The organism is Candidatus Limnocylindrales bacterium (assembly GCA_035571835.1).
Lineage (GTDB): Bacteria > Desulfobacterota > Binatia > UBA1149 > CAITLU01 > DATNBU01.
On sequence record DATNBU010000002.1, the window covers coordinates 60,324 to 79,825 of the forward strand.

Here is a 19,502-nt window from a genome sequence, read left to right on the forward strand (position 1 = left end):
GATTCGGCTGCGGAATTTGATCGCGGCGCGGCTTCGGTAGTTGCGGGCGGTGACCGGACAGTCGGCCACACGCGCCAGGCGCACCATCGTCACCGGTCGCACACCGTGCTCCCGCCGTTCTGACGCTCGTCAGAAGATCGGACTGCTCGTGCTTCGTTTGGTTTTCGGCCTGGTCTTCGCCTGAGCGGCGGCTTCCTCGTAGAACCGGATCGCAGCGCGCTGCTCGGCAATCGCGTCCTGCAGTTTGCCGTCGCGCGCGAGACGCCGCGATTCTTCCTGCTTGGCCCCACCCTTGCCGTAAAGATCCGAAGCGAACTTGCCCGCTCCGGCGTCGAGCGCTTCGGACCGTCGTGCGTTGGCCTCGCTGATCGTCCGCTCGAGATCGCGCCCGAGCGACGCAACTTTTTCGACGGCGCGGCTTGCCGCGGCGCGATAGTCTCTGGTCGCGTCGCCATACAGTCGGGCGGCTTTCGCGTAGTCCGACGCGGCGAGCGCGCTCGCCGCCTGGTTCTCGCTCGACGCTGCCTTCGACAGCAGGTCCGCAGCATACATTGCGGCTTTCGCACGCACGGCCTCCGACTTTGCGGACGACATGTCGTTGCGTGCGGACGTGGCGCTGCTTTGCGCAGCAGTCGCCGCCTCGCGAGCTTTCGCCGCTTTGTCTGCTTCGGCCTTTCCCGCTTTGTCAGCCTCAGCCTTTGCCGCTTTGTCAGCCTCAGCCTTTGCTGCTTTGTCAGCCTCGGCCTTTGCTGCTTTGTCAGCCTCAGCCTTTGCCGCTTTGTCTGCTTCAGCCTTTGCGGCTTTGTCTGCTTCCGCCTTCGCCGCTTTGTCTGCTTCGGCCTTCGCCGCTTTGTCTGCTTCCGCTCTCGCCGCCTTGTCTGCCTCGGCCTTTGCAGCAGCTTCGGCTCGTGCCTTCTCCGCTTCTGCTCGGGCTGCGGCTTCTGCACGCGCGGCGGCGTCGACTCGTTCCTTCTCGGCTCGTTCGGCATCTGCACGGGCGGCAGCGTCGGCTCGAGCCTTGTCGGCTTGCTCGCGTTCGGCTCGAGCGGAATCTTCGTCCCGCGGGGCCTTCTGCGCTTCGCTGCCCGGTGACGGCTGCGGCGACTGCGGCACTTCGCCGCTGCGCGGCTGCGGCATCGGAACCTCGCCGTCCGTCGCGGGCCGTCGCGACAGCATCACCGCGACTACAGCTGCAATCGCGAGCACGCCGGCTGCCAGTGCGACTCGAGTCCGGACCGGCAAAGCGAGCATGTTCCAGCGGGCGGCAGATGCCGGCTTCGAGACCGGCGCAGCATAGACAACGGTGCGATCTTCGGGTGCAGCTTTGCGCGCTTCGGTCGAGGCCGGCGCGGGATGGCGCAGCAGTGTGCGATCGTCGGGCATGGCACCGCCCACGATCGTGGCGTCGCCGCCGTCGCGTTTCGGCGGTCGGCGCGCGGCAGATTGCTGCTTGCGACGTTCCGCGTCGCGCGCCTCGGCTTCGCGCTTTCGCCGTTCGAGCTCGCGGCGGCGCTGGTCTTCTTCGTCGCGGCGACGCTGATCTTCCTCTTCGCGGCGACGCTGTTCTTCCTTCTCGCGGCGGCGCTGTTCTTCTTCGCGCTTGCGCCGCTGATCCTCCGCGCGCTTGCGTTCCTCGTCGGCGGCACGCCGGCGCTGGTCTTCCGCCTCGCGCCTGAGCCGTTCTTCGGCCTCGCGACGCTCGGCTTCCCTTGCCTCCGCCTCGCGGCGCTCGGCTTCCTTTGCCTCAGCCTCGCGGCGCTCTGCCTCGCGTCGCCTGGTTTCCCTGGCCTCTGCCTCGCGGCGTTCGGCTTCCCTCGCCTCGGCCTCGCGTCGTTCGAGCTCGAGCCGCCGGGCCTCCGCCTCCTTGCGCTGGCGTTCGGCCTCAACCTCGATCCGGTGCTGCTCCGCTTTCCTGGCTTCCTCGCGCCGCCGCTCGGCTTCCTCCGCCTCTCGCCGGAGCTGCTCCGCGACGTCCTTCGCAACCTGCTCGTAACCGGCGCCCGCTCTCACGAACGATGCCAGTGCATCCTTTGAGCGGCCGGCCGCGAGCGCGTTGCTGCCGTCGGCGGAAATTTTTTCGACTACGGCCCACGCGCCGGCTGCATGAGCCGGGGCTCCCGATCGTTCCGCCGCGTCGCGCGCCGCTTCCATCCGCGCGCGCGCGGTTTCGGCCTCGCGCCGAAGCCGCAGCTCTTCCTCGCGATGGGCAATCGCTTCCGCGCGCAACGATTCGATGGCCGCCTTCAGCTCGTCCGGAGGCGGAATCTCGGCGGCCTGCTCGAGAATGCTGAGGCAGAGCGCAACGTCTCCGTCGGCGAGCGCGGCGCGCGAATCGTCGATCAGCTTGCGGGCGAGCTCTTCACGGCGCTGCGACGCTTCGAGCTCGCGCGCGTCGGCGAGCAGCTTCTGCACGCCGGCATGCTCGGGAACCTCGGCAAGGATCGCTTCGAATCGCGCCACGGCGTCGACGGCCTTTCCGCTGCGCAGACATTCCTCTGCCGTCCGGATGTCTTCGAGCAGCCCGTCCGCGCGCTCGATGCGGTGACGAATCTCGTCGAGGCGGCTTTCGATCTGCTGATCCCATCTCTGCAGAGTCGTCAGGCGCATCGTGCGCTCGCTGTCCGGCGGCAGGTCCGCAACGACCGCGCCGACCCGGCTGCCGTAGCGGCCGGCGAGCTCGCGGAATTCCTTCAGCCGGGGACCGAGAGAGCGGCGAAGGCGGTCGCTTTCGGAACGAAGATGCTGCTGTACGTCCTCGAGCTCGGTCTTCATCTCGCCGAGATCCGCGTAGCGCGCTGCGGCGTCGCGCTGGATGGACCGCTCGATGATGGCCGCCAGGTCCGCGGGAATCGCCGGGTCGAGCTCGCGCAGCGGCGGCACACGCTCCGAGCGAAGCTTCTCGAGAAGAGCGATCGGATCGTCACCGACGAACGGCGGGCGATAGGCGAGCATTTCGTAGCAGACCGCGCCCAGCGAGTACTGGTCCGACCGCGCATCGGCCCGCCCGCGGACCTGCTCGGGCGACATGTACTTGATCGTGCCCATGATCAGACCGGTGCGGGTGGCCGAAGCCGACTGCGTCATCTTCGCGATGCCGAAGTCGATGATCTTGACCGAGCCGTCGCGCTGGACGACGACGTTGCCGGGCTTGACGTCGCGATGGATGATGCCCTGCCTGTGCGCGTAGTGCAGCGCATCGCAGAGCTGCACCATGATCGAGACCTTGTCTTCGATATCGAGCGCGACGCGGTCGACGATGAGCTTCTTCAGCTCCTGGCCGTCGAGCAGCTCCATGACGATGAAGACCCGCTCGCCCTCCTCGCCCACGTCGTAGATCGTGACGATGTTCTGGTGCCGCAGTCCCGCGCACGCCTGTGCTTCGGAAATGAAACGCGTGCGCAGGTCGTCGGTGATCTCGATGTCGGGCGAGATGACTTTTACCGCGACGAAACGGTTGAGACGCGCGTCGCGCGCCTTGAAGACCGTTCCCATGCCGCCGCGGCCGATGCGCTCGACGATGTCGTATTTGCCGATCTTCTCAGACATCGGTCATCCGCATGCTGCGCATGGTGCGCACGGTGCGCGCTCGGCACGATGCCGGCACGTCATTCACCGAACCGCACCACGATTGCGCTGATGTTGTCGCGCCCGCCCGCGCGGTTGGCGGCGTCGATCAACTCCTGCGCGGCGCGTTCCGGATCGCCGCGCCTTGCGGTCACGATCGCCAGGATTTCCGCGTCCGCCACCATGCTCGTCAATCCATCGGAGCACAGCAGCAGCACGTCGCCATCGGCGAGCTCGTGAGTCCTGACCTCGAAATCCGGGTCTTCGTGCGTGCCGAGCGCCTTGGTGAGCACGTTCTGGAGCGAGCTGCGCGCCGCGCTGTCGACCTCGTCCGGACCGAAGGCAGCATTGATCCAGGAATCGTCGCGGCTGAGCTGGGCGATCGTGCCGTCACGGATGAGATAGATGCGGCTGTCGCCGACGTTCGCATACGAGACGCATTCCCTGTCTCGTTCGAACAGAGCTGCGGCGACGGTGGTACCCATGCCGGCGTTGTCACGGGAGTCGGCGGCGAGCCGTCGAATCTCGCTGTTTGCAACCTGGATCGCCGACTTGAGGCGCTGCGCAATTGCGGGGTCGCAAGCGCCCGAGCCGTCGCGGGGCTCGGCTCCGTCGAGCGAGATCTCGCCGCGGATCGTCTCGACGGCGATCCGCGAAGCGATCTCGCCAGCCTTGCGCCCGCCCATGCCGTCGCAGACGAGGAACAGGTCCGCGGAGGTCAGGATCGAATCTTCGTTCTGCTTTCTCTGCCTGCCGGCATCGGTCTTTCCGCAGTAGAAGATCATACAGGACTCGCCTTGCGCGAAACGCCGATCTTATGCGGTCGGCCGCAGGTCAGGCAACGTGAGCGGGCAGGCCCGCTCACTGCGCATAGCCGAGCGACTTGAGCGCGCTCTTGTTCACATCGGCCGCCTTGCCGGCAACAGGCGATTCGATCGCGCTCGCTTCCCGGTAGACGTTTCCGGCTGGATCCGCCGGCAGCGGATTCTGCTCGCCGGGATCGGCCGCGAGGTCGTAGCGATCCCAGCGCTCGCCGACAAGCCCGCGGCGGCTTCCGATCACCCGTTCCTGCTGGTCACGCGCGCTGCGCATCGTGCCGCCGTAGAGATTGCCGTAGCTGGTTGCGATGCGCCCGGGCGGCAGCGGTTTTCGAAGATCGAGCCCGTCTGCCTCCAGGCCGGCCAGCGCCTCGAGCGTCGGCGCAAGGTCGATCAGCGACGCGACGCCGGCGCGCTCGCCCGGCTCGATGCCGGGAGCGGCGATCACGAGCGGCACTTCGGTGACTTCCCGATGGTGCGAGTGACCGTGCTCGATTCCGCCGTGTTCCCAGAATTCCTCGCCGTGATCCGACGTCAGCACGACGACGCCCCGATTCAGCACGCCCTGTTCGTCGAGCACGTCCAGAAGGCGCATCACTTCGTGGTCGTTATAGGCAACCTCGTCGTCATAGGCTTTGCGAACCGCGACGCGGAACTCGGGACCGGTCACGCCTCCGGTGCGCAGCGCTTCTCCGGTGATCGACTGCAGCTTCGCGTTGGTCGAGTGCATGTACGGCATGTGCGGTCCGATCAGATGCACCCACAGATAAATCGAAGGTCCGTGCGAGCCGCGCAGCCATTCGATCGCCTGACTCGTAACGACGGCCGAGTCCTGAGCCGGCAATCCGGCCGGAGGTCCGGCTAGCGTCAATCGAAACGGCGGAACGCCGGCGAAATCGCGAAACGTCTGGAAGCCGCGTGCAAGGCCGGTCGAGCGCGTGATCCATGGATTGGCGGTGAACGCGGCCGTTGCGTAACCGCGCCGCGAAAGATTCTCGGCGAGTGTCGCGACCGACGGATCGATTCCCTGGCAGCCGGAATCGATCACGCAGTCGGCGCCGTGCGTCGTCACGCTTCGGCCCGTCTGGATCGATGCCACCGCCGGAAGCGTCCACGACGAGCTCGAGACGGTCGTCGTCCACCATGCTCCTTTCTGCGAGAGCCGTTTCCACGACTCCATCGACGGCGCGGCATCCGCGCGCAGCGTATCGATGCTGATCACGACGATCGGCGGGCCTCCGGGCCCAGCCGGCGCAGGACTCGAAGCGGCTCCTCGCAACTCGTAGGCGAGCTCGCTCGAAGAGTTGCCCGATGTTCGCGCTCCTCCAAAACCGGCCGAAATCTGGCCGCTCAACGTATCGAGGTCGAGCGCGCGATTTGCGATGGGAGAAGCGATCGCGAGCACGAGCGCGATCGCGAACGGCACGTCGAAGCGCTCACAGAAATCACGGATCAGCGATGTGACGAGAAGGACGATTCCAGCCAGATAAAACAGCTGCCAGCGAAGAGGCTCGGCCGGACCTGCCACGGCGAGACCGGAAAGGACCACGAGAAGGGACGGCCACAGAAGGGTGCGCTGCCACGGCTCGTCGGCAAGACGCCATTGCAGCGCGCCGAGACCCGCGAAAGCGATGCATTCGAGGGCCCATTGCCAGGCGGCCGGACCCGGACTCAGGCCGCGGCCGACGATCCACTCGCCGGCCGGCACCGCAAGCCATACCAGCATGTGAATCAGCAGCGAGCTTCGCCGCCGAACGTCTGTCGCGAGAGATTGCTGTGCCATTTCAACCCCGCTCGCGCCCCCCGCGCGCGTTTGACGGCATGATCAGAATTACAGAACCACGATGTCGAGGATAGCGACGCCGCGCGTCGTGCTGTTTGGGGGGAACGCCGCGTGAAAAGAAAATGACATGAAGTGTTGAACAAGGCCCAGCATCACGCCTATGGTTGCCCGCATGAAAACATTAATCGCCGCCGCATTTTCCGCATTTATTCTTACTCTGTTCTCAGCCGCACCGGTGCGCGCCCAGGAAGAGGAGCTGACTTGCGAGGACTACCGCTGCGAGTTCCAGGCCCGCCTCGAATCCGAGTGTCAATGCACCGAGCAGACCAACCACGGCCAGTGGGTCAGCTGCGTCACGCACGTCATCAAAGGCCTTACCGAGGAGGGCCTGCCCAAGAACTGCAAGGGCAAGCTCGTGCGTTGCGCCGCCAAGTCGGTCTGCGGAAAGCAGGACCGCGGCTTCGCCACCTGCACGAAGACCGAGTACGGCACCTGCGTGGACAGCATCTGTGATACCGACGGCGTGACAGCATGCGCGTCCAACACCGATTGCGTGGCGGGCACGACTTGCCACATCACCCGTCATTCGCAGGAGTGCACGGACAGCGGCGGGCTTCTCAACCTCACGCCGACCTGCTGCTCCAGCTGCACGGTCCAGTAGCCGGCATTCTTCCAGATACCTGTGGAACCTGTCTCGAGGCCGGCTTAGTCCGGCCTCGAGTCGTTTGAGGCGGCCGACTCGAAGGAAATCGGGGACCGACACGGATTTGTGAAAATCGGTGCCGGTCCCCGATTTCCCCGCCCCGAAGTGGTCGCTTCTCGTGCGCTGCCGTGGACAATGGCCGTCTCGATGCGCGCGGGAAGATCCTCCGGACGGCTTCGCCTGCTGACGCACATCGGTGCGTGGCTTCTCATGACCTGCGTCGCGGTCGGCATCCTTCGATCAACGATCCCTCCCGAAAACGTCGGGCCCGATTTCATCCAGTTCTGGACGGCGGCAACACTTCTCGTCCACCACGAGGATCCGTACGACCCGGGCCATCAGGCCGCCATCCAACGAAGTCTCGGCTGGAAGAAATCCGAAGAGGGACTCGGGCTTTACGACTTCATGCCGTACTACTATCCGCCCTGGCTCGGGCTCGCGTGCATCGCGCTGCTGCCGCTCGGATATCCGCTCGCGAAGATGACGTGGATCGTGCTCGCCGCCGATGCACTGATCGCCGGCGCGCTGCTACTGAAAGATACGATCCGCGGGCTGACCGCTGCGGTCGCCATTGGCGTCGTCGTGCTGTTCGGCTTTTCGATCAAATCGGTCGCGATGGGCCAGATTGCGCCGCTGGTGGTGTTTCTCGCTGCGCTTGCATGGTGGCTGCTCGACCGTCGTCGCGACGTCGCCGCGGGAGCAGCGCTCGCGCTGCTTACGATCAAACCGCAGCTTACGCTGCTCGCGATCGCGGCGCTGCTCGTGTGGTGCATGCGTCGGCGGCGCTGGCGCGTGGTGGGGATGTTTGCCGCGACGCTCGCCGCGCTCGGGGCCGTGAGCGCCGCCTTCTTTCCGGGCTGGCTTCGGTCCATGCTCTCGGCAACCACCGCAACTCCGATGCCGACGAAGTATTTTCCGGGCATCGGGACCACCTGGTATTCGGTCCTCGACGCGGTCGGCATTCACGGAATGAATCTCGTCATCGTCGCGGCGGTGACCGGCGCCGTCCTGATCGTTGCACTGATGGAGGCCGCTCTTCGAAAGGACACGACCCTCGAACACGTGATCGGCCTCGGCCTGATCGCACCGTTCTTCGTCGCACCTTACGCACGCGCATACGATTTCCCGGTGCTGCTCATTCCGGCGCTGGCGCTGATCGGCTCGAAGATGACCGCAATGTCGCGCGGGCTCATGATCGCATCGCTCACCGTGCTGACCGGCCTCCATATCGCGGCTGTGACGACCAACTGGGAACCGGCGATCGTCGGCGTACGGCGACCGGAGTTCACGTATTTCTGGATACCGCTTCTGATTGCGCTCGTGTGGCTGGCGTTCGGCGGCTCGCGGACGGCGAGCGAATCCGCCGCGCTCGAGTCGCAGCCGCTGCGATCGCGTGAAGCGTAACGACAACCGGCGGCAAGAGATCCGGCACGGATATCAGGAAGGGATATCAGGGAGGGATAACGCGATGAGCTCACCCAGCATTTCGATCGAAGGCGCCGTGCGCGCCGGCACATCGCTCGCAGCAGGCGACCTTAAAGCGCTGCCGGGCCAGGTCGCCGACGTGGCTCCGCTCGTCGCCGGTCGCAGCGGAACGGCCGTGCGCCTCGCGAGCGTGCTCGATGCAGCGGGCGTGGATTCATCCGCAACGTACCTGACGGTGGAGTCCGACGATGCGTCGTTTGCAGCGAGCGTTCCGCTGGATGCCGTGCGCGAGGCGGTCATCGTCTATGCGCTCGACGGCAAGCCGCTGCCGCGGGAGAAGGGCGGCCCGTTCCGGCTGCTCATTCCCGATGCCGCGCGATGCGGCGGCGCGGAGGTCGACAAATGCGCGAACGTGAAGAATGTCGGCGTGCTGCGCCTCGACGTCGGTCACGGCCATGACACGCGTCCGTCGACCAAGGCTGACCACGCGGCGATGCACAGGAAGCCGGGGCACGGGCATTCCGAATAGGCCCATCTGACGAAGAATGCCGCAGCCGCGTGCTCTCGCATCCGGTTCCATATACGACCGCTGCATTCGCGTTCGCGCGGACCCCGCGCAGGCGGCCTGGAACGTAACCAGGGTCTCGCGGCGAGATTTCGCTAACGCCCGCCCAACGATCGACAGAGCAAAGCCATTGGCAAAACCCAACTATTCTTTCGAGAAACGCAAAAGAGACCTGGCGAAGCAGCAGAAGAAAGAAGCCAAGCGCCAGAAGAAGTTGCTCGAGTCGGGTAAATCCGGGTCAGAATCCCAACCGGAAATCGAAGCCGAGCCGACCGCGGACGCCCCGCCGCCCGAAGAGAAAATCATTCCCTGACCCGAACCGGGCTTCCTCGCTCATCAAAGCCGAGGAAGCCCGATCGCCCGGGGTCAAACCTCAATCGCCCTGTCCTCTAGGGCACGCACGCACCGGCCATGCACGCCGACGCCGTTCCCGGGTTGCAGTCGCTGAAGGCTGCGCAATTCGTCTTGCAGGCCGTCGGACCGCACGCATACAGACCGCATGAAGACATCCCTCCGGGCACGCAGTTCCCCGCACCGTCACACTGGCTCGGCGCGGTCTGCGTAAACGAAGAACAGCTTCCTGCGCTGCAGACGGTGACGTTCGAGTAGAGCTCGCACGCGCTGCTGCCGTCGCAGAATCCGTCCGTGCCGCAGGTCGATGCGGACGTCATCGTGCATTCGAAGTCCGGATCGCTTCCGGCCTGGATCGGGCCGCACGCGCCGTTCATGCCGGCTCCTTTCTTGACGGCGCTGCAGGCGTCGCAGGTGCCGGTGCAGGTGCTGTTGCAGCAGAACGCGTCGACACAGTTGCTGGAGCTGCACTGCGCACCGCTCGAGCACGGACTTCCATTGCTGAGCAACGTTACGCAGATTCCGCCCGAGCACGTACCCGACGTGCAGTCGGATCCGCCGGCGCAGCCTTCGCCGTCCGGACACGTCGGACACGATCCGCCGCCGCAGTCCACGCCCGTTTCCGAACCGTTCTGCGACAAGTCGCTGCACGTCGGCGCGTCCGCGACCGGCGCGCACAGATAGCCGGTCGATTTGACCGTGATCGCGTGCGTTCCGAACTGATCGTCGAGACTGTCGGTGGGAGAAGACTTCGTGCACTTGGTCTTGTAGCAGAGGTACTTTTGCGCCTGCAGGCCCGCGGCGCTTCCGGGCGGCACGGGCGAGACGGCGCTCTTGGCAACGTCGACGCAGAGCAGCTTGGCCGGAACTTTCACCGTGCAACCGATGGAGGCCTGATAGGTGATGTCGGCCGGCGTGAGAGTGGCCGTGTAGCTGGTCTTCGCCAGTGCATCGCTGATCTTGAAGCACTGCAGATGGTCCGTAAGCGCCGCGGCCGAAACCGGCGACGCAGCCATCGACAGAAACGCTGCGACGCCGAGAAAGCGGATGAAGTTTTTCATGATTCCCTCCGTAGATGCCGCCAAGCGTGCGCAGCGCGGCGCATCATGAGCGCCAGCCCGTCTTGCGACAAGGGCCGCGACCTCGCGCACGAGCATCCGGGTGGGACTGCCGGGCTCAGAAATCGGGGACAGACACTGATTTCGCGAAATCGGTGTCTGTCCCCGATTTCAGAGCAGGAAGTTCCCGGTCCCCGACGCGACCGGCTTTGACGGATCATCCTGCCACGCAATCACGCGAACGTTCGCGATGCGCCGGCCGTGCTTTACGATCTCGGCCCTGCCCCGCGTATCGCGCGGCCCTGCCGAACGAAGGTAGTCGATGCTGAAGTTGATCGGACGCGCGACGCGATCCGAATCGACGACCTCGACGAGCTGCAGCAGCGCGGTCAGCTCGAGGAACGCACCGACCACGCCGCCGTGCACGGCCGGAAGCACGATGTTACCGACGAGGTCGGCGCGAAACGGCATCACGCAGACCAGGCCCGATCCGGTGTCTTCGACGCGCACGTCGAGAAAGCGGGCGTACGGGATGGCAGCCGCAGCCTGCGAAGCTTTCATTGCTCGCCCCTTGGAGCAGCATGCCCGCCCCGTGAAGCGCCATCGCCGTCGGCCTGTTCGGCGAGCCCGAGATCTTCGCGGCCCTTGCTCATGGCCTTCCACCACGAGTCGGGATGCAGCGGGCCGACCAGCATGAACGTCGCGAGCATGCTCGCGAACGGATCGGACGCATCGCGATCCCACGCGCTGCCGCGCACGAACGCCACGTTGTTGGTCAGCTTGTAGCATTCGGCCGTGGCGACCAGCTCGTGTCGCGGCGCGGCGGCGCGAAGGTAGTCGATGCGCAGGTCAAGTGTCGCGATGGTCTTGAACTCGGGCAGCGCGCACTGCACGGCGACGCCGCTTGCCTGGTCGAGCAGCGTCGTGATCACGCCGCCGAAGACCACGCCGCGAACCGGATCTCCGACCAGGTCTTCGTTCCACGGAAGCCGCATCGTCGCGCGGCACGGTCCGATCTCGACGACGCGGATGCCGAGCCGGATGCACTGCGGGATGTGCTCGACGAGCTCGTCGCGCGCGATCCCGAACATCGGCTCCATCGCGAAAACGCGGGCTCGCTCGGTCATGGGCGACGGCGCTATCCCGATCTCCGCAGCCCCGCAAGCGGAGCGCTGCAGCGGCCGTGCTCGAAAACATCCGGGCAGATGCGGGCCTCGCCTCATCGACGGCGCGTGCTATGGTCCGGCGCGCAGCAGCACCTGCCGCCTTCCGGGTCTCGCGGAAACGGCCTTCTGCTGCAGATCCTTCACGGACGCGCACGAAAAGTGCACGGAAAGCCGAGAGCTGCACGGAGACTGCCATGTCGTACGAATGTTTCACTGTCGAAATCCGCGACCACGTTGCCGAGCTCACGCTGTCACGACCCGACGCGTTCAACTCGATGATCCGGCCGTTCTGGAGCGAGCTTCCGGAGATCGTCCGGCGCCTCGACAAGGCCGGTTCGGCGCGCGCGATCGTGCTCGCATCGACCGGAAAGCATTTCACCGCCGGCATGGACCTTTCGGTTTTCGCGTCCGGGCCAGACATGGCCGGCAAGGAAACCGGCCGCGTGCGCGCGAACCTCATGCGCACGGTGCTGCACCTGCAGCAGACGTTTTCGTGCCTCGACGAAGCGCGCATTCCGGTGCTCGCCGCCGTGCAGGGCGGCTGCATCGGCGGCGGCGTCGACATGGTCTCGTCGTGCGACATGCGCTACGCCACGCGCGACGCGTTCTTCTGCATCCAGGAGATCAACATCGGCATGACCGCCGACGTCGGAACGTTCCCGCGCCTCGCCTACGTGATGCCTCAGGGAATCGTGCGAGAGCTCGCCTACACCGGCCGGCGTTTCCGCGCCGAGGAAGCGAAGGCCTGCGGCTTCGTCAACGAGGTCTTCGATTCGCACGACCAGATGCTCGACGCCGTGCGCGGCATCGCCGCCGATATCGCCGCACGCTCGCCGCTTGCGGTGTGGGGATCCAAGGAGATGCTCAACTACGGCCGTGACCATACGATCCAGGATTCGCTGCGCCAGATCGCCGTCTGGCAGACCGGCATGTTCCAGCCGGCCGACATGAAGGAAGCGTTCGCCGCCAAAGCCGAAAAGCGCGACCCGAGCTTCGACGACCTGCTGCCTGTCGAAGACGGGATCTGAGCGGCGCACGCGGAATCGGACACGGCGATGAAACGGCGGCTCAACCCGAACATCGAAGGCCTTTCGCAGTCGGCGATCCGCGCGATGACGATCGAGTGCACCAAAGTCGGCGGCATCAATCTCGCGCAGGGAATCTGCGATACGCCGGTGCCCGGCATCGTTGCCGAGTCGGTCGGACCGGCGATCGCCGGCGGGCGCAACACCTACAGCCGGTGCGAAGGCACCGACGAGCTTCGCTCGGCGCTTGCCGCAAAAATGGAGGAAGCCGGCGCCAGCTACGACCCGGAGACCGAGATCGTCGTGACGATCGGCGCGACCGGCGCGTTCCAGATCGCGGCGACCGCCCTTCTCGAACGCGGCGACGAGGTCGTCGTGTTCGAGCCGTTCTACGGCTACCACGTGAGCACGCTTCGCACTCTCGGACTGGTGCCGCGCTTCGTCGCGCTCTCACCTCCCGGCGCGGGCGGAAGCTGGCAGCTCGACGACGATGCGCTGCGAAGCGCGATCGGACCGCGCACGCGCGCGATCGTCGTCAACACGCCGTCCAATCCGTGCGGGAAGGTCTTTTCGCGCGATGAGCTCGTGCGTCTCGGTGCAGTCGCCGACCAGCACGACCTGTGGATCTTCACGGACGAAGTCTACGAGCACTTCATCTACGACGACCGCTCGCACACCAGCCCGGCGTCGCTTCCCGGGCTTCGCGAGCGCACGATCACGATGTCGTCGCTGTCGAAGACACTGTCGATCACCGGCTGGCGTCTCGGATGGATGGCGGCCGACCGGCGCTGGGCGAAGGCCTTCGCGCAGGTCAACGACCTCGTCTACGTGTGCGCGCCGACGCCGCTTCAGGTCGCAGCCGCCGCCGGACTTCGCGCGCTCGGACCGGATTACCGCACGCGCCTTGCCCGCGAGCATCAGAGCAAGCGCGACCGCCTGTGCGCGGCGCTGCGGATCGCAGGTCTCACGCCATACGTTCCCGAAGGCGCGTATTACGTGCTCGCCGACGCATCGATGCTTCCGGGCACGACCGGCATGGAGCGGGCAATGCACCTGCTCGCGAGAACGCGGCTTGCCACCGTGCCCGGCGATGCGTTCCACACGGGAGGCCGCGGGCACGACATGCTGCGCTTCTGTTTCGGGAAAACCGACGAGGACCTCGACGAGGCATGCGCGAGGCTCCGCGAGGCGCGGCTTTGATCCACGTCGCACCCGGCATCTCGATCTGCGAGGCCGAGCTCGGCGTCAGCTACGTGCGAAGCAGCGGGCCCGGCGGCCAGAACGTCAACAAGACCAGCACCAAGGCGGTCGTGCGCTGGAACGTGCGCGCATCGCGCGGGCTTCGCGACGACATCAAGGCGCGCTTCCTTGCGCGCTTCGCGTCGCGCATCACCGATGCCGGCGACGTGATCCTGACCAGCGACCGCTATCGCGACCAGCCGCGCAATCTCGAGGACTGCCTCGAAAAGCTCACGCGCATGCTTGCCGAGGTTGCGGTCGCGCCGGTGAGACGGCGGCCGACGCAGCCCGGCCGCGCCGCCCGCGAGCGCCGCATCCATGCGAAGAAGCAGCGCGGCAGCCTGAAATCGCTGCGCGGGCGCATCGACAACGACTAGCCGGGTGCAACCGGCGATCCCGGGCTACGCCGCGGATCTGCGCACACCTGTTCGCCGCACGTCCCGCGCTGGCGATTCCAGCAGGGCGAGAAGCGCCTGCGCCGCAGCCGGCGCACGGACCTTCGCGCCGTCGATGAAAAAGAGGAACACTTCGCGCGGCTGCGATGCGGGCTGCGGTGTCGAATCGACATAAGGCAGACCAGGAGGATTTCTCCCCGCGGCCCATTCCCGCGCTGCGGCGAGGCACGCCTCGAGCTCCTTCGCGGAGTACCCGGCCGGTTCCTCCTCGCGCGCATTGCGAAGCCGCGCGTAGACGAAATCGGCGGTGCAATCGGCGACGTGCGGATATTCCGGAGAGTCGCCGAAGACGACCGCCACTCCGGCCGTCCTTGCCATCGCGAGCAGTTCGGAATTGCGGAAGCTCTCGTGCCGGACTTCGAGCGCGTGGCGAAGCGCGATCCCGCGATACGCCTTCGGCAGCAGCGCGAGGAACGCACGGATCTCGGCGGGATCGAAACGCTTCGTCGGCATGAGCTGCCACAGGATCGGACCGAGCTTGTCGCCAAGCTCGGTGACGCCTTGCGCGAAGAAGCGCTCGACGGCCTCGCCCACTTCGGCGAGGTTTTTGCGATTCGTGCAGATCCGCGACGCCTTGACGGCGAACACGAATCCCGCAGGAACGCTTGCCGCCCACTTTGCAAAGCTGCCCGGCGGCTGCAGCCTGTGGTACGTCGCATTGATTTCGATCGCGGTGACGGCGCGGCTCGCAAACTCGAGCTCGCGCTCGTGCGCGAGGCCCTTCGGATAGAACGATCCGCGCCATGGCGGGTACGTCCAGCCGCCGATTCCGACGTGGATCGCCGCGTCGCGAGCCGCCGGCCGGCTGCGTGCGCCGCCGCTCAACGCGCGCTCCCGCGAACGACTCCGGGCTCGCGCACACGGAACGCCGCCGACTCGAACGCGACCAGCAGCAGTGCGCCCACCGCGTAACCGGCCAGCACATCGGTCGCCCAGTGCACTCCGAGATAGATGCGCGAAAGGCCGATGCCGAGGACCAGCGCCGCAGCTCCGGCGTAAAACGCCCAGCGCAGTCTCGGGACCAGGCGCGCGAGCACGATTGCCATCGCGCCGTAGGACGCGCTCGAGATCAGCGCGTGACCGCTCGGAAAGCTGTAGCTGAGCGGCGCCACGATCTCGAAGAACAGGTCGGGACGAGTCCGGTGAAAATGTGTCTTCAACAGCCAGTTCAGAAAGATCGACGTCGAGACGATCGCAATCAGCAGGAAACACAGCGCACGCGCCCTCTGCCACACCAGGACCGCCGCGAGCGTCGCGGCCAGAATGACGATCGCGCGAATCTCGCCGGCGACGGTAAAGGCCTTCATCACGCGATCCATGCCGTCGGAGTCGAGCTCGTGAACCCGAAGGCTCACGGCGCGGTCGAGCACGGTCGAGTGTCCCTCGCGAACGAAGTCCGCGATCTCGAGAAACGCGATGGCAGCGATCACGCCGAGGCCGAGTGCGACCACGGCTCGCACCGGAACGGACCGCTTGATCCGCTCGGCCGTTTCACCGACCGCCGCTTCGTCCGTGCGAACGGCCTTCGCGTCCGGGCGGCCGGTGCTCTTGCGAGGCATGTCGGCGGAAGCCATGGCTTCGTTCTTACAGGCCGCTGAGCGGGCTGTCGCGTACGCCGGGCTGATTTCTCGAAGATGCGCGGCCGAGTGGCACTCGACTGTGTTGACCTTGCCCGTCGTACCGGATGGAAAACCGCATATGAACGACCGGCATCGCGCCAGCTCCGACCGGCTTCGGGTGGTCGGCATTTACGGCTCCCCGTACAGCCGCAAGCTCGTCGCCGCGCTTCGCTACCGGCGCATACCGTATGCGTGGATCGTCAAGGATTCCGAAGAGGACCGCGGCCTGCCGAGGCCGCGCGTCTCGCTGCTGCCGCAATTGATCGACGGCGAAGGCGACGCGGCCACGGCGGTCACCGACTCGACGCCGATCCTTCGCGACCTCGACAGCAGATACGCGGAGCGCAGCGTTCGCCCCGGCGATCCGGTCGTCGCGCTCGTCGATGCGCTGCTCGAGGACTGGGGCGACGAGTGGCTGACACGGCCGATGTTCCATTATCGCTGGGCGTATGACGACGACATCCGCAAGGCATCGTCGATCCTTCCGCGCTGGTCGAAGCCGTCAAGGTCCGACGACGAGGTCCGCTTCGGCGGCGGGATGTTCGCCGAGCGCCAGATCGGAAGACTCGGCGTGGTCGGATCGAATTCGGTGACCGCTCCGCTGATCGAGGAAAGCTACCGGCGAAGCCTGCGCCTTTTGAGCGAGCACCTCGCTGCCCATCGCTTCCTGCTCGGCGCACGTCCGGCCACGTGCGATTTCGCCGTCTACGGACAGCTCACACAGCTTACCGGCTTTGATCCGACGCCGTCGGCGATCGCGCTCGAAACGGCGCCGCGCGTCGTCGCGTGGGTGCACTTCGTCGAGGATCTGTCCGGCCTCGAGCCGTCGCCCGACGACTGGGTCCGTCGCGACGCGCTGCCCGACACGCTGCGCACCCTGCTCGCCGAAACCGGGCGCGTGCATGTGCCATTCCTCCTCGCGAACGCCGCAGCGATCGATCGCGGCGAGACCGACGTGTCGTGCACGATCGACGGACGAACCTGGACGCAGCAGGTGTTTCCGTACCAGAGGAAATGCCTCGCGTGGCTGCGCCAGGAATACATGGCGCTCGGCCGCAGCGACCGCACGGACGCCGACCGGCTGCTTGCCGGCACCGGATGCGAGGCGCTGTTCGCATGACGGGCACCGCCGCGTACGAACCGTACACGCTCTACGTCTTCGACCTCTCGTACTTCAGCGGGAAAATGCAGGCGTACCTGCGCTACAAGGAGATTCCGCATCGCACGGTCGATGTGAGCTGGCGCGAGCTCGCGTCGCGCATCGCACCGAAGACCGGGCTCGTCGAAGTCCCGGTCGTCGAGCGCGCCGACGGCGTGTTCCTGCGTGACAGCACCGCGATGATCGAATGGTTCGAGCAGCGCTATCCGCACGCGCCGGTCCTTCCGGAGGATCCCGCTGCAAGGTTCGTGTGCCGCCTGCTCGAAGACTATGCCGATGAAGGCCTCTGGCGCCCGGCCCTGTATTACCGGTGGGCGTTCGACAAGGACGCGCTGCTCAATGCGCGTCGCTTTACCGAGGATTTTCTCTCGTATCCGCTGACGCCGAAGTTCGTCATGCGCCGCATGGCGCTGCGGCGGCAGCGCCAGACGTACATGCAGCACGATGGCGTGACCGCGGAGAACCGCGCCGACGTCGAGCGCCACTACCACGACGAGCTTCGCGACCTCGAAGCGATCTTCCGCGAGCGGCCGTTTCTCTTCGGCGCGCGCCCGAGCTTTGCGGATTTCGGGTATTTCGCGTCGATGTTCCGGCACTTCAGCATCGACCCCACGCCGGCCCGCATCATGCGCGACGAAGCGCCGGCCGTTTACGAGTGGGTCGCGCGCATGTGGAACGCCCGTGCATCGAAGATTGGAGACGCCGCGTGGACGCCGGCTCCGGACGGAGTGCCGCCCGGCATCGAGCCGCTGCTTGCGCGCGCCGCACGCCGCTATCTGCCGGTTCTTCATGCCAACGCGCGCGCAGTCGCCGACGGACAAACCCGGTTCGATGCGACAATCGACGGAAAGACCTATCCGAAGCTCGCCGCGGTCCGGTTCCAGGCGTGGCGTCGAAGCGTCCTGCAGAACGCGCTTGCCGAAGTGTCGTCGCCCGGCCTGCGGGAGGTGCTCGCGCGCACGGGCTGTCTCGAGATGCTCGAGAAAGACGGAGTGATCGACGCGAAGTATCCGGCCGGTACGCTCCTTCCGCTCTCGCAGCCGCGATCGATCGGGCTCGCGGATCGAATCCGCATGCAGCTTTTCGGCACTCCGCACCACGAAGAAGCGGGCACCGCCGGCCACTGATGCAGAAGATCGCCGCCACCGCGACCAACCTGTTTCCGCTCTGGGTGCTTGCCGCCGGGGTGGCGGCGCTCGTGCACCCTCCGCTGTTCGCGTGGTTCTCCGGATCGCTGATCGTCTGGGGCCTGGCGGTGATCATGCTCGGCATGGGCCTGACGCTGTCGCTCGATGATTTCCGGCGCGTCGGCGACATGCCGGGCGCCGTCGTTGCCGGTGTTGCCGCGCAGTACCTGATCATGCCGGTGCTCGGCTGGGCGAGCGCAACGCTCTTTGCGCTGCCGGCGCCGCTTGCCGTCGGCGTCATTCTCGTCGGCTGCTGCCCGGGCGGAACGGCGTCGAACGTGGTCTGCTACATCGCGCGCGCCAACGTCGCGCTGTCTGTCGTGCTGACTTCGATTTCGACGTTCGTTGCGATCGTCATGACGCCGCTTCTTACCCAGCTCCTCGCCGGTGCGCTCGTCGAGGTCGACGCGTGGGGGCTGTTCGTCAGCACGCTTCAGGTGATCCTGCTGCCGGTTGCCGCGGGCCTGGCGCTCAATCACCTCGCGCCGCGCGCGGTTGCCCGCATACTGCCGGCGGCTCCGCTGATCTCGGTCGCGGCGATCGTGCTGATCTGCGCGAGCATCATCGCGCAGAGCGCCGACGCGCTGCGGGCCTCCGGGCTGCAGCTTGCCGGAGCGGTCTTCACGCTCCATGCCGGCGGCTTCGCGCTCGGATACCTGTTCGGCAAAGTCTTCGGCTATGACGAGATGGTTTCGCGCACGATCTCGGTCGAAGTCGGCATGCAGAACTCGGGGCTCGGAGCGGTGCTCGCGCGCCGGCATTTCGCCGATCCTCTGACCGCACTTCCGGCTGCCATCTCGGCGACGTTCCACTCCGTGATCGGAAGCGCGCTCGCGGCATGGTGGCGACGCACGCCGTCATGAAGAGACAGCGAATTTTTCGGCGACAAAATGCACCTGCCCCCTTTTTGTCCGCGATACGCGTGATACGAAAGATCCACGATGGCTGATCCGGTATATCGCTCGCAGATCGACAGGTGGCTTCTCACGGTATTCGGCGTCTCGAGCGCCGTCAGCCTGCTCGCCGCGATCGGAATGTTTTTCATGGGCGCCACCGCGAGCACGCTGTTGATGGTTCCGATTCTGGTCGCCACGTTCGGCCTGCCGTGGTGGATCGTGCTGACGACCGACTACACGGTGACCAACTACAGCATCGAGATCCGCAGCGGCCCGTTCCACTGGTCGGTGCCGCTTCGCGACATCTCGCGGATGGAGTTCACGCGCAGCCCGCTGTCGAGCCCTGCGCTGTCGCTCGACCGGCTGCGCATCCAGTACACGGCCGGCAAGCTCATCATGATCTCTCCCGAGAATCGCGAGAAGTTCCTGGCCGACCTGCGAAGACGCGGCGTCCACGCCGAAGTGAGCCGCTGATCTCCGCAGCGCACC

Annotated in this window: 19 protein-coding genes; 11 read left to right on the forward strand and 8 right to left on the reverse strand. The window is 66.2% G+C overall.

The window, feature by feature from the left end:
* Nucleotides 1-129 precede the first annotated feature (129 nt).
* The 3 genes from VN634_00870 to VN634_00880 form a co-directional block, all read right to left on the reverse strand.
* Nucleotides 130-3,546, reverse strand: a complete 3,417-nt coding sequence (locus VN634_00870; protein ID HXC49408.1) for a serine/threonine-protein kinase — start codon at nucleotides 3,544-3,546, stop codon at nucleotides 130-132.
* Between the two features lie 59 nt (nucleotides 3,547-3,605).
* Nucleotides 3,606-4,349 (reverse strand): protein phosphatase 2C domain-containing protein, encoded by a 744-nt coding sequence (locus VN634_00875; protein HXC49409.1) that lies wholly within the window; start codon nucleotides 4,347-4,349, stop codon nucleotides 3,606-3,608.
* 76 nt (nucleotides 4,350-4,425) lie between these two features.
* Nucleotides 4,426-6,165: a sulfatase gene (locus VN634_00880; protein ID HXC49410.1), complete on the reverse strand. Its 1,740-nt coding sequence runs from the start codon at nucleotides 6,163-6,165 to the stop codon at nucleotides 4,426-4,428.
* A gap of 172 nt (nucleotides 6,166-6,337) precedes the next feature.
* On the opposite strand from VN634_00880, the gene VN634_00885 reads away from it, so the two are divergent.
* From VN634_00885 to VN634_00900, 4 genes are all read left to right on the forward strand, one after another.
* The gene (locus VN634_00885; GenBank protein HXC49411.1) at nucleotides 6,338-6,826 is read left to right on the forward strand and encodes a hypothetical protein; all 489 of its coding nucleotides are present in this window, start codon (nucleotides 6,338-6,340) and stop codon (nucleotides 6,824-6,826) included.
* Nucleotides 6,827-7,015: 189 nt separating this feature from the next.
* Entirely contained in the window at nucleotides 7,016-8,272 is a 1,257-nt protein-coding gene (locus tag VN634_00890; GenBank protein ID HXC49412.1) for a glycosyltransferase family 87 protein, read from the forward strand.
* A gap of 64 nt (nucleotides 8,273-8,336) precedes the next feature.
* Entirely contained in the window at nucleotides 8,337-8,822 is a 486-nt protein-coding gene (locus VN634_00895; protein HXC49413.1) for a molybdopterin-dependent oxidoreductase, read from the forward strand.
* Nucleotides 8,823-8,988: 166 nt separating this feature from the next.
* Nucleotides 8,989-9,171 carry a hypothetical protein gene (locus VN634_00900; GenBank protein HXC49414.1) on the forward strand — a complete coding sequence of 61 codons (183 nt, stop codon included), beginning with the start codon at nucleotides 8,989-8,991 and terminating at the stop codon, nucleotides 9,169-9,171.
* A gap of 76 nt (nucleotides 9,172-9,247) precedes the next feature.
* On the opposite strand, the gene VN634_00905 is transcribed toward VN634_00900, so the two are convergent.
* The 3 genes from VN634_00905 to VN634_00915 all read right to left on the reverse strand — a co-directional run bounded on the left by VN634_00905 (nucleotide 9,248) and on the right by VN634_00915 (nucleotide 11,394).
* Nucleotides 9,248-10,270 (reverse strand): hypothetical protein, encoded by a 1,023-nt coding sequence (locus VN634_00905; GenBank protein HXC49415.1) that lies wholly within the window; start codon nucleotides 10,268-10,270, stop codon nucleotides 9,248-9,250.
* Between the two features lie 168 nt (nucleotides 10,271-10,438).
* On the reverse strand, nucleotides 10,439-10,828 hold the full coding sequence (locus tag VN634_00910; GenBank protein HXC49416.1) for a PaaI family thioesterase: 390 nt from the start codon (nucleotides 10,826-10,828) through the stop codon (nucleotides 10,439-10,441).
* A complete protein-coding gene (locus VN634_00915; protein HXC49417.1) occupies nucleotides 10,825-11,394 on the reverse strand; it encodes a PaaI family thioesterase in 570 nt (189 codons plus the stop codon). The genes VN634_00910 and VN634_00915 overlap by 4 nt, the downstream gene beginning before the upstream one ends.
* Before the next feature lie 233 nt (nucleotides 11,395-11,627).
* Here VN634_00915 and VN634_00920 point away from each other — a divergent pair, with 233 nt between their 5' ends.
* From VN634_00920 to arfB, 3 genes are read left to right on the forward strand one after another with little or no spacing between them, the layout of a single operon-like run.
* A complete protein-coding gene (locus tag VN634_00920; GenBank protein HXC49418.1) occupies nucleotides 11,628-12,461 on the forward strand; it encodes a crotonase/enoyl-CoA hydratase family protein in 834 nt (277 codons plus the stop codon).
* 27 nt (nucleotides 12,462-12,488) lie between these two features.
* Complete coding sequence (locus tag VN634_00925) at nucleotides 12,489-13,658, forward strand: pyridoxal phosphate-dependent aminotransferase (protein HXC49419.1); 1,170 nt, start codon at nucleotides 12,489-12,491, stop codon at nucleotides 13,656-13,658.
* Nucleotides 13,655-14,074: an alternative ribosome rescue aminoacyl-tRNA hydrolase ArfB gene (arfB, locus tag VN634_00930; protein ID HXC49420.1), complete on the forward strand. Its 420-nt coding sequence runs from the start codon at nucleotides 13,655-13,657 to the stop codon at nucleotides 14,072-14,074. Before VN634_00925 ends, arfB begins: the two co-directional genes overlap by 4 nt.
* Nucleotides 14,075-14,098: 24 nt before the next feature.
* On the opposite strand, the gene VN634_00935 is transcribed toward arfB, so the two are convergent.
* Together VN634_00935 and VN634_00940 are read right to left on the reverse strand one after the other, a co-directional pair.
* Nucleotides 14,099-14,977 (reverse strand): DUF72 domain-containing protein, encoded by an 879-nt coding sequence (locus VN634_00935; GenBank protein ID HXC49421.1) that lies wholly within the window; start codon nucleotides 14,975-14,977, stop codon nucleotides 14,099-14,101.
* Nucleotides 14,974-15,726 (reverse strand): phosphatase PAP2 family protein, encoded by a 753-nt coding sequence (locus VN634_00940; protein ID HXC49422.1) that lies wholly within the window; start codon nucleotides 15,724-15,726, stop codon nucleotides 14,974-14,976. Before VN634_00940 ends, VN634_00935 begins: the two co-directional genes overlap by 4 nt.
* Before the next feature lie 124 nt (nucleotides 15,727-15,850).
* On the opposite strand from VN634_00940, the gene VN634_00945 reads away from it, so the two are divergent.
* From VN634_00945 to VN634_00960, 4 genes are all read left to right on the forward strand, one after another.
* Nucleotides 15,851-16,891 (forward strand): glutathione S-transferase N-terminal domain-containing protein, encoded by a 1,041-nt coding sequence (locus tag VN634_00945; protein HXC49423.1) that lies wholly within the window; start codon nucleotides 15,851-15,853, stop codon nucleotides 16,889-16,891.
* Nucleotides 16,888-18,057, forward strand: coding sequence for a glutathione S-transferase family protein (locus VN634_00950; protein HXC49424.1), 1,170 nt, complete (start codon nucleotides 16,888-16,890; stop codon nucleotides 18,055-18,057). The genes VN634_00945 and VN634_00950 overlap by 4 nt, the downstream gene beginning before the upstream one ends.
* Entirely contained in the window at nucleotides 18,057-18,980 is a 924-nt protein-coding gene (locus VN634_00955) for a bile acid:sodium symporter family protein (GenBank protein HXC49425.1), read from the forward strand. Before VN634_00950 ends, VN634_00955 begins: the two co-directional genes overlap by 1 nt.
* 78 nt (nucleotides 18,981-19,058) lie before the next feature.
* Nucleotides 19,059-19,487 carry a PH domain-containing protein gene (locus VN634_00960; protein ID HXC49426.1) on the forward strand — a complete coding sequence of 143 codons (429 nt, stop codon included), beginning with the start codon at nucleotides 19,059-19,061 and terminating at the stop codon, nucleotides 19,485-19,487.
* Nucleotides 19,488-19,502 lie beyond the last annotated feature (15 nt).

Coding starts and splice junctions, on each gene's coding strand:
- VN634_00875 (HXC49409.1), bottom strand. CDS start 4,349: ATGATCTTCTACTGCGGAAAGACCGATGCCGGCAGGCAGAGAAAGCAG.
- VN634_00925 (HXC49419.1), top strand. CDS start 12,489: ATGAAACGGCGGCTCAACCCGAACATCGAAGGCCTTTCGCAGTCGGCG.
- VN634_00895 (HXC49413.1), top strand. CDS start 8,337: ATGAGCTCACCCAGCATTTCGATCGAAGGCGCCGTGCGCGCCGGCACA.
- VN634_00920 (HXC49418.1), top strand. CDS start 11,628: ATGTCGTACGAATGTTTCACTGTCGAAATCCGCGACCACGTTGCCGAG.
- VN634_00880 (HXC49410.1), bottom strand. CDS start 6,165: ATGGCACAGCAATCTCTCGCGACAGACGTTCGGCGGCGAAGCTCGCTG.
- VN634_00885 (HXC49411.1), top strand. CDS start 6,338: ATGAAAACATTAATCGCCGCCGCATTTTCCGCATTTATTCTTACTCTG.
- VN634_00870 (HXC49408.1), bottom strand. CDS start 3,546: ATGTCTGAGAAGATCGGCAAATACGACATCGTCGAGCGCATCGGCCGC.
- VN634_00945 (HXC49423.1), top strand. CDS start 15,851: ATGAACGACCGGCATCGCGCCAGCTCCGACCGGCTTCGGGTGGTCGGC.
- VN634_00910 (HXC49416.1), bottom strand. CDS start 10,828: ATGAAAGCTTCGCAGGCTGCGGCTGCCATCCCGTACGCCCGCTTTCTC.
- VN634_00960 (HXC49426.1), top strand. CDS start 19,059: ATGGCTGATCCGGTATATCGCTCGCAGATCGACAGGTGGCTTCTCACG.
- VN634_00950 (HXC49424.1), top strand. CDS start 16,888: ATGACGGGCACCGCCGCGTACGAACCGTACACGCTCTACGTCTTCGAC.
- VN634_00940 (HXC49422.1), bottom strand. CDS start 15,726: ATGGCTTCCGCCGACATGCCTCGCAAGAGCACCGGCCGCCCGGACGCG.
- VN634_00915 (HXC49417.1), bottom strand. CDS start 11,394: ATGACCGAGCGAGCCCGCGTTTTCGCGATGGAGCCGATGTTCGGGATC.
- VN634_00905 (HXC49415.1), bottom strand. CDS start 10,270: ATGAAAAACTTCATCCGCTTTCTCGGCGTCGCAGCGTTTCTGTCGATG.
- VN634_00890 (HXC49412.1), top strand. CDS start 7,016: ATGCGCGCGGGAAGATCCTCCGGACGGCTTCGCCTGCTGACGCACATC.
- VN634_00955 (HXC49425.1), top strand. CDS start 18,057: ATGCAGAAGATCGCCGCCACCGCGACCAACCTGTTTCCGCTCTGGGTG.